Source organism: Paenibacillus sp. MAHUQ-45 (genome assembly GCF_058133325.1).
The window spans coordinates 28,344-44,169 of the sequence record NZ_JBYUPV010000023.1 but is presented as its reverse complement, the minus strand read 5'-3'; the positions used below and the strand labels follow the sequence as shown (position 1 = coordinate 44,169).

At 50.0% G+C, this 15,826-nt stretch carries 10 protein-coding genes; 8 read left to right on the top strand and 2 right to left on the bottom strand.

What is annotated here, in order from left to right:
* Positions 1-978 precede the first annotated feature (978 nt).
* A complete protein-coding gene (locus AC3Y23_RS28510; RefSeq protein WP_379205459.1) occupies positions 979-1,167 on the bottom strand; it encodes a hypothetical protein in 189 nt (62 codons plus the stop codon).
* Positions 1,168-1,517: 350 nt separating this feature from the next.
* Between AC3Y23_RS28510 and AC3Y23_RS28505 the strand changes: the two genes are divergently transcribed.
* The 5 genes from AC3Y23_RS28505 (at position 1,518) to AC3Y23_RS28485 (ending at position 10,461) form a co-directional block, all read left to right on the top strand.
* On the top strand, positions 1,518-2,951 hold the full coding sequence (locus tag AC3Y23_RS28505) for a LysM peptidoglycan-binding domain-containing protein (RefSeq protein ID WP_379205458.1): 1,434 nt from the start codon (positions 1,518-1,520) through the stop codon (positions 2,949-2,951).
* 530 nt (positions 2,952-3,481) lie between these two features.
* A complete protein-coding gene (locus AC3Y23_RS28500) occupies positions 3,482-6,118 on the top strand; it encodes a valine--tRNA ligase (protein ID WP_379205462.1) in 2,637 nt (878 codons plus the stop codon).
* A 5-nt stretch (positions 6,119-6,123) separates the two neighbouring features.
* Positions 6,124-7,500 carry a bifunctional folylpolyglutamate synthase/dihydrofolate synthase gene (locus AC3Y23_RS28495; RefSeq protein WP_379205457.1) on the top strand — a complete coding sequence of 459 codons (1,377 nt, stop codon included), beginning with the start codon at positions 6,124-6,126 and terminating at the stop codon, positions 7,498-7,500.
* A 7-nt stretch (positions 7,501-7,507) separates the two neighbouring features.
* Positions 7,508-8,884 carry a UDP-N-acetylmuramate--L-alanine ligase gene (gene murC / locus AC3Y23_RS28490; protein ID WP_379205461.1) on the top strand — a complete coding sequence of 459 codons (1,377 nt, stop codon included), beginning with the start codon at positions 7,508-7,510 and terminating at the stop codon, positions 8,882-8,884.
* Positions 8,885-9,279: 395 nt separating this feature from the next.
* Positions 9,280-10,461, top strand: coding sequence for a glycosyltransferase (locus AC3Y23_RS28485; RefSeq protein WP_379205456.1), 1,182 nt, complete (start codon positions 9,280-9,282; stop codon positions 10,459-10,461).
* 85 nt (positions 10,462-10,546) lie between these two features.
* Here AC3Y23_RS28485 and AC3Y23_RS28480 read toward each other — a convergent pair whose 3' ends face one another.
* Positions 10,547-11,533, bottom strand: a complete 987-nt coding sequence (locus tag AC3Y23_RS28480; RefSeq protein WP_379205460.1) for a diaminopimelate dehydrogenase — start codon at positions 11,531-11,533, stop codon at positions 10,547-10,549.
* A gap of 345 nt (positions 11,534-11,878) precedes the next feature.
* Here AC3Y23_RS28480 and AC3Y23_RS28475 point away from each other — a divergent pair, with 345 nt between their 5' ends.
* The 3 genes from AC3Y23_RS28475 to AC3Y23_RS28465 form a co-directional block, all read left to right on the top strand.
* Positions 11,879-13,279 (top strand): SPOR domain-containing protein, encoded by a 1,401-nt coding sequence (locus AC3Y23_RS28475; RefSeq protein ID WP_379205455.1) that lies wholly within the window; start codon positions 11,879-11,881, stop codon positions 13,277-13,279.
* 109 nt (positions 13,280-13,388) lie between these two features.
* Positions 13,389-13,634 carry a DUF4321 domain-containing protein gene (locus AC3Y23_RS28470; protein ID WP_379205454.1) on the top strand — a complete coding sequence of 82 codons (246 nt, stop codon included), beginning with the start codon at positions 13,389-13,391 and terminating at the stop codon, positions 13,632-13,634.
* Between the two features lie 457 nt (positions 13,635-14,091).
* A partial coding sequence (locus AC3Y23_RS28465; RefSeq protein WP_483874861.1) for a lectin-like domain-containing protein occupies positions 14,092-15,826 on the top strand: 1,735 nt, incomplete at its 3' end.

Here is a 15,826-nt window from a genome sequence, read left to right as displayed (position 1 = left end):
TGCTGAAGCGAACCCCAACCCCAACCCCAACCCCAACCCCAACCCCAACCCCAACCCCAACCCCCTCCCCTTAGGTGCGGAGACCCGGTAAAGTAAACGTGGATGCTATGCCCGGTTAAATAACTGGAAAAACTCAGACTGCCCAGAAACACCATTCTCTACGATTGTTGATGCGAAATAGCCTTATCAATCAGGCTCAGCTTCATCATCAATCCTTGTCAAAACCACTGCTTCAGAAGGTTGGAGACGTATGCATGGGGGCTAACGGACCCCAGCGCCGTTATTTACACATCAAGTAGCTTTTAGAACATGTAACGGACTCAGGTGCCGCTATTTCCTCCCAAACCGTGGATTTTACACCCGATTTCTGCTCATAGCGTCGCTGGAGTCCGTTATTTTCTGGAACGGTCAGGTGTTAGGAAATAACGGATCTGAGGTCCGTTACCAGAGGGAACAAGAAGCAGGTCCGGATTTCGAGATCGGTTCATTCATCAAGGGTTTAATTATCGATTTTCTCAACACAACTACTTTCTCAACAGTCTGAGAATTTCCCGTTAATTCGAGCAAAACCGTTGAAAGGGGAGAATTGACGGTACATTTTCCTGTTAAATCAGAGCCAAGCTCCAAAGTTACGAGTTAGGTCTGACACTGGGCTCTGACTAGTCCACCATGTTGCGCGACATGCGTATGGCGGTGCAAGGTCCTCTTTTTATTGCAGTTCCTGATCTTCAAGTCTTGCGTTTGAGCGGAGCCTGCTCTACCGCATCTACTTTTTGAATTAGCATAATAAAGCTTCCCTTGGCGTAGCAGGGTCCATGAATATGTTTGTCTAGCGAAAGTGGACCGTCTCCGATTAGGATCAACGCCGCTTAATGGATGTCTATTTTTTTGTACTGTCTACTGAAAGGGGCCAGTCCCCTTTTGTGACAACCCCTTGGTATTATTAGGTCAACCAGAGACTACTGGTGGCCCTTTTTGTCATACCCGTTGCGCCAAGTGCAGCCCGAGTCTCCGGTCTTTTTTTGTCATACCCGTTGCGCCAAGTGTAGCCCGAGCCTCCGGTCTTTTTTTGTCATACCCGTTGCGCCAAGTGCAGCCCGAGCCTCCGGTCTTTTTTGTCATACCCGTTGCGCCAAGTGTAGCCCGAGTCTCCGGTCTTTTTGTCATACCCGTTGCGCCAAGTGTAGCCCGAGCCTCCGGTCTTTTTTTGTCATACCCGTTGCGCCAAGTGTAACTCGAACCCTCGGTCCTTTTTTGTCACACCCATCCCACCCAACGCTGCTTCAGCCCCCAGTCATCTCTTGCTCAAATGCCGCACTTACCCGGTACCCGCTGGATCATGAAGGCATACAATAGGTTGTTGTTATTATGGCTCTTTAAATTATCCTGTCCGCCTAGGGCAGTCAAAGTTGTCATGCCTCTCTGTTTAAAGCATATACATGAGGGGAGTAACATTTTGGGCTTATGCTCTGGGCTTGTCTCAGGGTTAGATTATGCCAAGAAGGAGGACATTTCCCGTGTTTGACCAGTCTCACGGCTTGCGGTTTGATATTTATGAACGGATTCACCTGCCTGCAGAGCTGCCTGGAATAGCAGAGTTGGAAGAGGTCGAACTGCTTCCGGACATCCAGGTGATTCAGCGGGAGGATCGGGCTGAGCTGTACGGTCAATTGCTGCTTACCGGTCTTTACCGGAGCGAAGAAGATCTAACGCAGCGTCTCGACCATGCGATTCCCGTTGAAATTACAGTTCCGCTGACACGGATCAGCTCGCTTGAAGACATAGGGGTGGAGATTGAGAATTTTGATATTGATCTGCTCACGATGCGCACGGTGAATATTACGGGTGTGCTGTCCCTGCGGGGGATCGAAGGCACAGAGGCTGTGCCGGCCTGGCAGGAAGAAGAGTACACGGTAGCCTATTCTCCTGCTGCTGAAGAGAGAACGAACCAGGTCTCTGCTGACAATCCGCCCGAAGGGGATGCGCTGTATGAGAATTCGATCTGGACCTTTGGCGAAGGTGCAGCAGAGGATACTTCGATAGAGGAGCGCGAGAATACTTTTGCGGGAGCGGAAAATCCGAAGTTTACCGCTGCTGAGTCTGTGGCTTTTGCAGTATCGGCCGACCCTGTTGCTGCTGAGGAGCCAACTGTTCATTCACAGGGCAAAGAGCAGAAACCCCGGGTATTCACACATAGTTTGGAGTCGACAACAGATTCGCAGTCTGGCAGTCCGCAGTTTACTGAAACTCAGTTCACTGAAGCCCAATTCACTGAAGCGCAGTTCACCGAAGCTCAGTTCACTGAAGCATCATCATCACCTGCAGGTAACTGGCTGAGTTCCGAGCATTGGATTCGGGAGGAGACAGGACAGCCCGCGACTGAGCTGCTCTCCCCGGAAGTTGAGAATAACGCTGCTGTCAGCGGTTCAAATTCGGAGGCTGCAGAAGAGCCATCACTAGCCGCTGTTCATTCCTCTGAACAAGCAGAGGCCAATCAGGCGGAGACAACGCTTCCCGAGGCGCAGCCTGTTCCAGTTGCAGATTTGGTGTCCCACGAAAGTGAGGCTCCCCATGAGGAGAAACAAGATCTCAAGGTGGCACTGGGCAGCAAGAAGGAAGAAGTCACGAAGGAAAAAGAACATCTTACGTTCTCTTCGTTGCTAGGCTCTAGCAAGACTCGCAAGGAGCAGGAGGCTCTTCCGGTTGAGGAGCCAGTTTCAGAGGCCGCTGCTGTACCTGAGGTCGGCAATGGTACGGAATGGAAAAGCCGGTTCATCAGTTCTTCGGGTAACAGCAACCTGTTCCGGAAAGTCCGGCTATGCATTGTACAGCGGGAAGAGACGCTCGATACGATTGCCGAGAAATACCAGCTCAGCGCTCGTGAACTGGGTCTCTATAACCGGCTCAGCGGGCAGAGCGTTGAAGAAGGTCAGGTTTTGTATATTCCGTAAAAAACGCTGCACTTGCCCAGGTTGACTATGTTTGACTCTAAATGTATTATGGAGTAAGCACTATTTAGTCAAAGACTGGGAACGGGAAGAGTAGGCGGTCAGCCCTTCAGAGAGCGGAATTGTAATTGCTGTGAAATTCCGCAGGATTCAGCCCCCGAAGTCGCCCCGGAGTCGCCCCTCTGAGCTTGTCTTTCATTTTCGTGAAATCCAGGTTAGGAAGTGGCCGGTAGCAGCCGTTATCTGTACGAGGTGTCGCACTGGGCTTCAGGTCTTTTCAGGCTGTGAAGCGGAGTTTTATTTTTCCATTGGTGCGAAACAAAGGTGGTACCGCGAAAGAATGGCCTTTCGTCCTTTGAGACGAAGGGCCTTTTTTGTTTTTTTTTGCAATCTAAATCAGGTATAGCTGTAATCAAACGATGTAAATGGAGGGTATAGAAATGGCTGAACACAACAACAAGGCATCTGAGGAGCTGGCGGGTCAGCAGGATGTGGCGGCAGATAACGCCGCAGCCCAGGATTCCAAGAACGGAATGCCGACGACATATGATCCCAAGGCGGCTGAGGATAAGTGGTACCGCTACTGGATGGAAAATGAGTTTTTTAAGGCTGGACTGCGGCCGGAAGCAGAACCCTACAGTATTGTTATTCCCCCGCCGAATGTAACGGGCATGCTGCATATTGGCCATGCACTCGTTAATACGCTGCAGGATATTCTCATCCGTACGAAACGGATGCAGGGTTACGATACACTGTGGCTGCCGGGAACGGATCATGCCGGTATTGCGACTCAAACGAGAGTGGAGCAGAAGCTACGAGAGCAGGGAATTAGCCGCTACGATCTTGGACGTGAGAAGTTCCTGGAGCAAGTGTGGGAGTGGAAAGACCAATATGCTGAAGTCATTCATGAGCAGTGGGCAAAAATGGGGCTGTCGCTTGATTACTCCCGCGAACGCTTTACGCTGGACGAGGGCATGTCCCATGCGGTGCGCCACGTCTTCGTGAAGCTTTATGAGAAGGGCCTGATCTATAGAGGCAAACGGATTATTAACTGGGACCCGGCTGCCCGCACAGCGCTGTCTGATATCGAAGTAGAGTACAAGGAAGTTAACGGCCATTTGTACCACCTCCGTTATCCGCTTAAGGACGGCAGCGGTTATATTACGGTAGCTACCACCCGTCCAGAGACGATGCTGGGCGATACAGCTGTAGCGGTGCATCCTGAGGACGAGCGTTACCAAGATATGATTGGGAAGACACTGATTCTGCCAATAATCGGACGCGAGATTCCGGTGATTGCGGACGAATATGTTGACAAAGAGTTCGGTAGCGGCGCGGTGAAAATTACACCAGCACATGATCCGAACGACTTCGAAGTAGGACTACGTCACGATCTGCCACAGATCAACGTGATGGACGAGAGCGGCACCATGAACGCCGAAGCAGGTCCATATCAAGGGCAGGACCGTAGCGATGCCCGCAAGGCAATTACGGCTGACCTCAAGGCGCAAGGCGTTCTTGTATCCATCGAAGATCATGTGCACCAAGTAGGACACAGCGAGCGTTCTGGCGCCGTGATCGAGCCGTATCTGTCCACCCAATGGTTTGTAAAAATGCAGCCGCTGGCAGAGGAAGCGATCAGCGCGCAGAAGGACGGAACAGGCGTTAACTTTGTGCCTGAGCGCTTTGAGAAGACCTACATGAACTGGATCGAAAATGTTCGCGACTGGTGTATTTCTCGTCAGCTCTGGTGGGGACACAGAATTCCGGCCTGGTATTCCGAATCCACTGGCGAAGTATTCGTAGCCATGAGCGAAGAGGAAGCACAAGCAGCGAGCGGCTTGAATGACCTGAAGCAGGATGAGGACGTACTGGATACCTGGTTCAGCTCGAACCTGTGGCCGTTCGCCACACTCGGCTGGCCGGATGAGACGAGCAGCGATCTGGAGCGTTATTTCCCGAACAACGTGCTCGTTACCGGCTATGACATTATCTACTTCTGGGTAGCGCGGATGATCTTCTCCTCTCAGGAATTCACCGGCAAGAAGCCGTTCAAGGATGTGTTGATTCACGGGCTTGTACGTGATGCCGAAGGACGCAAAATGTCCAAATCGCTTGGTAACGGTATCGACCCGCTTGAGGTTATCGAGAAGTACGGCGCGGACGCATTACGTTACATGATCTCCACAGGTATTACTGCAGGACAGGATCTGCGCTTCCGTATAGAGAAGGTAGAGCAGGCACGTAATTTCGCCAACAAGATCTGGAATGCGTCGCGCTTTGCGCTGATGAATCTGGAGGGTGTTTCCTTCGAGGATATCGACATTACAGGTGATTTGAGCACAGCAGACCACTGGATTCTGCACCGGCTGAACGAAACTTCTCGCGAAATTACGCGTCTAATTGACGCGTACGAATACGGCGAGACGGGCCGTGTGCTGTACAACTTCATTTGGGACGATCTCTGTGACTGGTATATCGAGTTCGCCAAATTGAATCTGTACGGTACGAATGAAGCTGCCAAATCGAAGACGCAATCGGTTCTGGCTTATACGCTTGATCGTACACTGCGTCTGATCCATCCGTTCATGCCGTTCATCTCGGAAGAGATCTGGCAGCATCTGCCGCATGAAGGAGAGACAATCACCCTTGCGGCTTGGCCGGAATATGACCAGGCACTGGAGAACGCCGAAGCTGTTGCGGAGATGAACATTCTGATGGATATCATCCGCGCTGTCCGTAATATCCGGGCAGAAGTGAACGTGCCGATGAGCAAGAAAGTTGACCTCATCGTTAAAGCCGGAAATGAAGACATTCTGGGCATCATTCAGCGTAACGACAATTACATCAGCCGCTTCTGCAACACCTCCTCGTTCGCGGCCGGCCTGAATCCGGTAACCGAGGGCAAGGTGATGTCGGCTGTAGTTACTGGCGCTGAGCTGCTGTTGCCGCTGTCAGGACTGATTGACATTGATCAGGAAATTGCCCGACTGGAAAAAGAAGTACAGACGCTGAACAGCGAAGTTGAGCGCGTGGAGAAGAAGCTGAGCAATCAAGGCTTCGTGGCCAAGGCTCCAGCAAAAGTCATCGAAGAGGAACGGGCGAAGCAGGCCGATTATTCCGCCAAACGGGAAAAGGTTCTTGCCCGCATCGCAGAGCTGAGAGGATAAAAGACATGGAAGACATGATCCGGGGCGGAAGTAACGCCCCTCTTGGGACATATAGAGAAGCCGTAGACTGGATTAACAGCCTGATTCCATTCGGAATCCGCCCCGGGATGGAGCGGATTCTACTGATGATGGAACGGCTGGGCAATCCGCATCGTCGGCTGAAGTTTATTCATGTAGCGGGAACGAACGGTAAAGGTTCGACCTGTGCATTTTTGACAAGCACCTTGCTCCAAAGCGGTTATACCGTAGGAACCTTTACCTCACCGTACATTACGAAGTTTACGAACCGGTTTCAGTATAACGGTGAGGATATTCCTGAGGAGACCTTGACAGCAGTGGCGAATATCTTGCATCCGCTGGTGGAAGAAATTGCAGCCAGTGAGCTTGGTTCGCCTACCATGTTTGAGGTAGCGACAGCACTAGCGATTGTCTACTATGCGGAGCATGCCTATCCCGACGTTGTCGTATGGGAGACGGGGCTTGGGGGAAGGCTGGATGTAACGAACATAGTTACCCCAATCGTCTCGATCATTACCAACGTGGGCTTCGACCATACCGATGTGCTAGGAGATACCTTGGAGCAGATTGCCACAGAGAAAGCCGGAATCATCAAACCCGGCGTACCTGTGGTTAGCTGTGTGACTCAACCGGAAGCGGTAGCGGTGCTCAAGAAAAAGGCGGCTGAATGCCGCTCCAAGCTCTACCTTGCCGGAGAAGACTTCAGCTATGAAGTCACCGGAATTCGCGAGGGCCTGCAGACCTTTATGTTCAAAGGTCCTTTCCGATCGATTGAGCTCAGCATCGGCTTGAAGGGTGAGCATCAATGCAGCAATGCTGCCGGAGCCATGATGGCGCTAGAATCCTTGCGGCAGTATATGGCGTTCATGCTGGATGACGAAGATGTGCAGGAAGGCTTCCGCCGCACCTTCTGGGCCGGAAGACTGGAAGAAGTCAGCACCGTTCCGCGGATTGTACTGGATGGTGCCCACAATCCGGAAGGGGCAGAAACTCTCGCCAAGAGCCTTCCGCAGTTCTATAAATACGATAAATTAAATTTGCTTATGGGTATGCTGGCAAATAAGCATCATGAATCGTATTTCAAGCATATACTGCCTATAGTGGATACGCTCATCCTGACCGAACCGGATTTCCGGAAGAAAATGGACGCGGAAGAACTGCAGGCGATTGCAGAGAGCCTGCGGGAGAAATATGCCAAAGAAAATTTGGTGATTATAGTAGAACGTGATTGGGACAAAGCGCTGCAATTGCTGAAGTCGACGACAGCTCAGGAAGACCTGGCTGTGGTCTCCGGCACGCTGTATTTAATATCTGATGTGCGCGGTGCGATTTTGCAGCAACCCGATTCTGAAAAAGGCTGGTGACGAACTGTTGGATACTACTGAACGTGTGCATTTTATAGGGATCGGCGGCTATGGTATGAGCGCGATTGCCCGGGTAATGCTAGAAATGGGATATACGGTGACCGGCTCTGATGTCGCGTCGCAGGAATTAACGGAAAAATTGATTGCCAAAGGCGCGAAGGTCTATATTGGACATACCGCTGAGCAGGTAAAAGGAGCGGACTTAGTCGTCTACTCTACCGCTTTGTCCAACGACAATGTGGAATGGGTCGAGGCGGAACGGCTGAAGATTCCGGTTCTACACCGCTCGCAAATGCTGGGCCGGCTGCTGAATGAACGGAAAGGTGTCGCTGTTGCCGGCGCTCACGGTAAGACCACAACCTCATCCATGATCGCTTTGGTTATGGAAGAATGCGGTGTGGACCCTACGTATATCATCGGTGGGGAAATTATGAATATCGGTACGAATGCCAAAGCAGGACAAGGGGAGTATGTCGTTGCAGAAGCGGACGAGAGCGATGGTTCGTTCCTGCAGTATCACCCTTGGCTTGGTATTGTCACGAACATCGAAGCCGACCATTTGGAGAATTACGGCGGAGACTTTGGCCGCCTAAAAGCTGCTTACGTGCAGTTTATGAACCAGCTGCGTGAAGATGGCACTGCTATCGTATGCGCGGATGATGAGAATGTGATCTCTCTCTTGCCGGAAGTGAAGGGCGATGTGACGACTTACGGTATCCATTCGCCGACTGCGGACTACATTGCAACTGACATCGTGCTGGGCGACAGACAGGTGTCTTTCACGATGAACGGTTATGGTGAGGTGCTAGGTCGTATTGAATTGTCCGTACCGGGACAACACAACCTGTACAATGCGATGGCTACAGTGATCACCTGTCTCAAGGCTGGAATACCGTTCGAGGATATTGCCAAGGCCATTGTCAATTTCCATGGTGCCAAGCGCCGGTTCCAGGTTCTCGGAGAAGTGGATGATATCCTTGTCATTGATGACTATGCACATCACCCGACTGAGATTCAGGCAACTATCAGTGCAGCCAAGGCAACCGGCAAGCGGATCATTGCTGTATTCCAGCCGCAACGATATACCCGCACTTTCTTCTTGCTGGATGCCTTCAGCAGGGCTTTCAGTGAAGCGGATGAAGTGATCATCACCGACATCTACTCCCCGGCCGGGGAGAAGCAGATCGAAGGTGTAACCTCGGCGAAGCTGGTGGAGCTGATCAAGCAGAACAGCAACAGCGGCGCACGGCATCTGCCTACCAAGGAAGATGTTGTGAACGATTTGCAGGACCGGATCGCATCCGGCGACCTTGTGATTACGATGGGCGCAGGCGATATCTGGAAAGTGGGTTATACGCTGGCGGATCAATTGAAGAAACGCTAACATCAGGCAGAAGCCAACAAGAGAATCGGAGATTTCCGTTTGAATCACACCTCTTAAAGGATACCCGGGATAACAGATGTTATTCCGTTACCTTTAAGGGGTGTTTTTTTGTAGTCCTCAACTACTAGAAGGCATACAGGGACTATTTTTCATTTTTTAATAATAAAGGATGTGTTGTAACACTACAGGGACAAGTTATACAACGTATACCCATATCCATCTAAAAAATAATTCTCTGCTCCTATAAATCGACAGCGTTTTGGCGAAAAATGAGTTACTATAGGAATGCATCTAAAGTTTCATAGATAGAAGCGGGATGCTTAGTGATCCTGCTTTTTTGTGTGCGAATATATTGGAAGCTAACATTTCTATAGAGCAACAAGGAGTCGAAATACATGCGTAAGAGATTATTATTCCTGTCCGCCCGTATCCATGGCCAGGAGGATAGCGAAGGCTGGATCAGAACGAGAAGTCTTCTTGAGATTTTATTGGAGAAATATGATGTTGATTTACTCTTGTATGGTAATTATCATCCGGGTGATCTCCCGGAAGCGGGGAGTTCGCTCACGGTTCATCAAGTCAAGATGAAGGGCCCTATACGTGGGAAGAAGCAGGACACACTTTATACGCCGGGAAGACGGTTTTATCCGGGAAATACCAACAAAGAAATGAAACTCGCCATCGCCGAGCTTTGCCATATGAATTCATACAGTCATGCCTTCTTATCATATAATCTTCCCGGCAGTTATCTGGATGTTCTGAACCGGGTGCAGCCTGGGATTACCTTGATCATGGATGCTTTCCAGCCACGGACTGGACGCACCTATCAAAGGACGGCGAGAAAAAGAATCTTCATTAAGCCCTATGACCATCTAAATGCTGCGCGGTTGCGTAAGGACATGCTGCGAACCATGAACAAGACAGCATTACTTCTAGCTGCTTCGGAATGGGATGCCCTTTCATTCAAAGCGGTGTCTTTCGAAGATGCTGGAAAGGTGCAGGTGGTCCCCTCGTTTATCAAACTTGATAAATATGAGCAAGCAGGACCAAAGGTTAAAGAAGACGGGGTTGTGCTTCACTGGAATATGAGTACCCCGCAAGGGAAACGTGCAGCACTACTCTTTCAACAGAATATTCTTCCGGCGGTTCGGGCGAAGGTGTCCGGTGCTAAATTCTATATCACCAGTAATGCACTGGAACTTGAAGTTTTGGAATCATTTAAGGAAGAGGAGAATGTCTTCATTGCAGCCTCTACAGACGAGGCGATTCATTACATACGTCAATCCAAGGTCTTGTTCGCCCCTCTGCTAGAAGGGATAGAAGCTCGTCCAGAAATTCTGGAGTCATGGGCGTTAAAAACACCTGTTGTCACAACGTTTCGTGGCTCAGAGACCCTGATCTGCGAGCATAAGCGGAATATCCTGACTGCAAAGACCTTCGAGGAGATCGCGGACAGCATTACAACCCTGTTACTGGATCAGGAAATGGGTGCCATTATCGCCGACCGGGCATTCCAGACTTTGCTGAAGCATTATGAATTTACGGACATCAAGCAGAAAGTACTTGGCCTTGTATAAGATTGGACCGACGCTTTAAATAAAACAACCCGCACAGAAAGGCAAGAGGCTTGCCATCTGTTGCGGGTTGTTTGTGTAGCTGGGACTACAGCAGATTACGACGCAATTCTTCCGCCGATTTCGGCGAGAGATGTCCCAGTGGGATATCGAACACGGTTTTTGCTCCGCTTTGGCCTTCGTTGCTTAGGCGGACAGCAGCTCTAGCATATGCTACGAGAACGCTGGCTGTGAATTCAGGATTGCTTTCCAGCTTGAGGCCGAATTCAACAATTTGTTTTGTGCCTTCGCCGGTAACACCACTGCGAATAACAAAGCCGCCATGCGGAATTCCGCTGTGTTGTGCGGCCAGCTCTTCCTCCGTGATGAAGGTAACTGTAGTATCATAATCGGCAAAATAGTTAGGCATGTTGACGATTTCGGCACGGATCGCTTCGCGGTCTGCACCTTCCTCAGCCACAACATAACATTCTCTAAGATGCTTCTCGCGTGTAGTCAGCTCCGGTGTTTCTCCGGAACGGATGGCATCGATAACCTCTTGAACAGGAACGGTATATTGTACGCCGGCTTTGACGCCTTGTACACGGCGGATGGCATCGGAGTGACCTTGGCTTACGCCTTTGCCCCAGAAGGTATATTCCTTGCCCTCAGGCAGAATGGATTCGGCGAGCAGGCGGTTCATTGAGAAGAGGCCTGGGTCCCAGCCAGTAGAGATTACGCTGAGTGTGCCGCCTTGTTTGGCTGCGGCATCCACGGCAGCAAAGAATTCAGGGATTTTGGCATGTGTATCGAAGCTGTCCACTGTATTGAACAAGCTTGCGATTGCAGGGGTCTGCTCTGGCAGATCGGTAGCGGAACCACCACACAGAATCATGACATCAACTTTACCTTTATACTGCTCAACGGCTGAAATATGCTCGAATTTCACACCGGCTTCACCGGCTTCCACTTGTCCGGGTTCCCGGCGAGTGAAAATTGCGACGAGCTCGATATCCGCGCTTTGGGCAATCGCCTTGCGCACACCTTTTCCAAGATTGCCATAGCCTACGATTGCTGCTTTGATTGTCTGTTGCAGAAAAAGCCCTCCTAATGTGATAGAGAATGTAAGTTTAACCCCTAAAATGTTGACTGCGGGATCAAGATTTAAGCTTGTACCCTCAACGTAACATACGGCGTTATTTTAACATAATATGCGAAGAGAGCGTGCACGTAAAGGGGACGAGCTTGTATTTTTCATATGGAAAGTGACCTTAAGGATCGAGATAAGGGATTGATTCGTAGCAGGAAAACATCATACCGGAATGTCGGGGCTGAGTGACGCTGTGTCTCTGGAGTGACTGCAAATTCTATAAGATATAGCATATCTCCCTATCTTCTATCATATCTTTTGATATAGAACAGATAAGGTGAGGTGCGGGCAGTGAATAACGGGAGAATGACATTCCGGTTCGATGTTGACAAGGACAAGCCGTGGCCGAAGGAAGAAGAACGCCGCTCCAGTAGCAGTGTCGGGACGGCTCAGGAATATAAGACTGAACCGCTGAAGCAGGAGGACGATTTTCTGGACCACGGTTGGGTACTTGAGCCGGAACCGCTCACCTTACGTGGAACCGCGTCCCAGCCCATTTACGGCTATCCGGCCGGCACGAAAGATTACCGCTGGCAGGATGTAGAGCAGATAGAGGAGGACAGAGGCGCAATGCCGAGGCGGCAGGATGTAGAGAAGATGCCGGAGGACAGTGGCAGATTGCCGAAACGGCAGACTTTCTTTCATGGTAATACACCTCCTGACCTGTGGGATTCCCGGCGCACTCCACTCCCTTTCATTGAAGAGGAAGAAGAATGGCGTTCGCGCAAAATCCCAACCCAGCAGGCTTTCGATCCTGTTCCGGAACACTACGAATACGACGGTGAAAAGGCGGGTAGCGGGTACGGGGGTGCGTATCGTTCCCGCCGTCCCTCGTATTGGTGGAAATTTGCGCTCTCCGTGGCCGGCGCATTAGGTACGGGCCTGCTGCTAAGCTACACCGCTCTTTCCTTCTTCAATGGAGGAACTCCCGGCGGTGGCGGTAATACGCCTGTCACTGGCACTGCTGCCGTGGGGGCTCAGAACAGTGACAAGACCGTGGACCCTGCTGGCACAGGGACTTCAGGGCTGCCCCTGGCGGAGAACGGAAATCCAGGAGTGAACACTATTCCTGTGCATATTACACCACAGAGTTACTACCTGCTTCAGTATGGCGTCTTCAGCTCGCCAGATGGTGCTTCTCAAGCCCGGAAGGAATTGCTTGACGCCGGACTGGCGGCAGAGGTTGACCCGAATGATGGCAATCGCGTATATGCAGGCCTGTCGCCAGACCGGGAACAGGCCAAGCTGCTTAGCGGCGGCCTGAAGAATCAGGGCATTGAGCTGTATGTGCGGGAAGTAACGCTGCCAGCTGTAGAGCGGCTGGCTTATGCCGGGAATGCCGAGACAGTGGAAGGCTACTTCACGGCCAGCGGCAAGCTGCTGGGAGAGCTCAGCAGTCTGTCTGCCGCATTGCTCAGCACGGGACAACCAGATACCGCAGCGGCTGCCGCTATCAGCGATCTTCACCTTCAGTGGAAGGAGGCAGCCAAGGGCTTGGAGCAGTCGCTTTCGCCGGAGGCACAGGCCCTCAGCACCTCGCTGGAGAAGTCAATGAACCAGGGCATCTCAGCACTCGCCGAGTATAATAAGAGCAAAGCTGGCGGCCTGCTATGGGAAGTACAAGGCTCGATGATGGATTTTCTAACCGGCCAGAAAAAACTATTGGTCGCCATGGGAGCCAATCTCTCTTAACCTATAAATCCTTTCTATTCAGGCAACTTATGATAGGGAGGATTTTTTGGCATAGCTGGCGAATCAGGATTAAGAGTTGGTTCTAAAAAAATGGTGAGGGAAGACGGACATGAAGAAGAAAAATGTAGGAATACTGCTGTTATTTCTAATTCTGGGCTGGCTTACTGGTGCTTGGATAGCCAAGCTGCTGGAACCTGTAAAGGCGCTATCTTTTCTTACAAAATCGACGGTGCTAAAATGGTCGCCGCAAGCCGATTTTGACATCATCAGTTACGACATCACTATTCAATTTAAACTGGGCATACTGAGTCTACTGGGTATCATAATAGCTGTCTGGCTGTACCGCAGGCGGTAAGCGAGAAGGAATGAAGGGGAGGTGTAGACAGAAGAGTAGGCGTGATTCGGGTGAAGTTAGGCTTTTGGAGGTAATTCTAATTCTCCCCTTTCCTCGTCTTCTTGAATGTGATAAAGGTTCTACATGATTGCAATAAGGTCTGGGAATGTCACCGATGGAGTAATTGGTGGGATTATGGTCCCGGATATACAGCGGCAGCGCCGACGATGAGTCGTAGGCGTAGGCCGCTTTTTTTGTTGCTCAGAATCTGCTCAGAACGGTGTGCTATGGTTAAAAAGTTCCGGTAGAAATAGGGAAAAAAGTACTATTTTCGACAGAAAGGGTGTGGAGTTGTCGACTGGGGATTTCGTATTTAGCAAAATACAAAGTCGTGTGAACAAGGAATATTTTAACTTAAGCAATAGGTTTGAATTGACTCATGCTGTTGCTTTAAAAGGGAAGAGAGGGTTGAAGTATTATGGAACAAACGTTTAAAAAATTTATATCGTATGTCCTGTTATCGGCATTGTTCTTTGGTATAATTACCCCCGCTTTGCCGGCAGGAGCCGCTCCAGCGGCTACAACCAAGTGGGTGACGTTCAAATATGATGATTTTTCTGATAGCAATATTAGTAGTATATTTTCTTTAAACGGCAGAAGTGCTGCTGTACTTGATACGAAGGTCAGTCCCAAACGCATCCTTCGTTTAACTTCAGGAGCGGATGGTCGTGCCGGTGGATCGTATTATGGTACTGTATTCAGCAAGCAGAGAATTTATAGTCAAAATAATTTTTCTTTCAGTACCTATTTCTCCTTTCGGTTTACCGAGCAGGGATTTGCTAGAGGATTTGATGCTGCAATAAATAATCCTTCAGGATTGCCTGGTGCTGATGGGATTACTTTTACGGTTCAAACCATGCAAAGTAATGCCGGTACAGTCGGCAGCGGAATTGGATATAGCGGAATTACTCCGAGCTTTGCAGTTAAGTTCGATACTTACAGAAATACGGAACTAGGTGATCCAAGCGATAGCTATATCGGGCTTGGCGTAAACGGTAATATTAATAATACACTTCCAACCTATGACTTACTTCCGAGAGGATACAAGTTAAAGGACGGTTCAGTCTATCATGCTTGGATAGACTATGACGGCTCTACAAAGAATGTGAAAGTTTACATTAATAAGGGTTTAAATAATCGAAACACGGCAATAAAGGCACTAGATGTGAGTAACGTTGATCTGGGGATGATTTTTAAGAACCAAGATTCTGTTTTTGCTGGTTTTACGGCTTCGACTGGTGGAGCTTGGGAGAATCATGATATCTTGAATTGGTATTTTACCAATAATGTTGATCCGATTGATACGGCTGATCCTAATACAACATACCAGCAAGCACCTATTTCCGTGACAATGGCAACTGCTGCTAATAGCAAGCCAGGCAAAACACAATTGACAGTAACGGCAAAGGATTCAAGTGGTAATCCGGTAGGCAACGTTCCTATTACGCTTAAAGCGGATAGTGGAACCATTGAAGATCTTAACGGACAACCGATTACACCTGTACCAGTAGTAATAAATGCAAATGCTAATGGACAGGCACAGGTGTTGCTGAATATGGGCTCGACACCTAACGTGACTCCTGGGAAAGTAACGGCAATTGTCGAGGGGGGAGCATACAGTTCCCAGGATATTCCACCTTCCCCTATAAACTTGGCGAAAAGCGCTGTAACCAACACAGGGGCAACGTTAACATGGAGCGCTGTGACTGGTGCCACTTCTTACCAGCTATTTGACAACGGAACACTGCTTACAACTGTGAATAACACGAGTTACGCTGTGACAGGATTGGCTGCAGGAACAAGCCATAATTACACTGTAACGGCAGTGAAGAACAATGTACAATCCGCGCCTTCAGCATCAGTCAATGTTACCGCTCCAGGACCAGTGCCAACATTGCCTGCATCGCCATCGCCGGGAACTAACCCGAATACGACGAAGGTGACGACATCCGTAGGAGCGGGTAACCACCTCGTGACAAAAGTGTCCTCTACCCTAATTCCTACACCAAATGTAGGGGATGCAGCGCCAACAGGAGCGGGAGTAACAGACCCTTACACGCCTGGTGCAGATATCACCGGCGTGGATCCGATAACGAACAAATATATTGGTGTGTATGAAGTAGACAGCAACAACAAGGTGGTATCGTTCAAGC

Coding starts and splice junctions, on each gene's coding strand:
- AC3Y23_RS28485 (WP_379205456.1), top strand. CDS start 9,280: ATGCGTAAGAGATTATTATTCCTGTCCGCCCGTATCCATGGCCAGGAG.
- AC3Y23_RS28500 (WP_379205462.1), top strand. CDS start 3,482: ATGCCGACGACATATGATCCCAAGGCGGCTGAGGATAAGTGGTACCGC.
- AC3Y23_RS28470 (WP_379205454.1), top strand. CDS start 13,389: ATGAAGAAGAAAAATGTAGGAATACTGCTGTTATTTCTAATTCTGGGC.
- AC3Y23_RS28495 (WP_379205457.1), top strand. CDS start 6,124: ATGGAAGACATGATCCGGGGCGGAAGTAACGCCCCTCTTGGGACATAT.
- AC3Y23_RS28510 (WP_379205459.1), bottom strand. CDS start 1,167: ATGACAAAAAGACCGGAGACTCGGGCTACACTTGGCGCAACGGGTATG.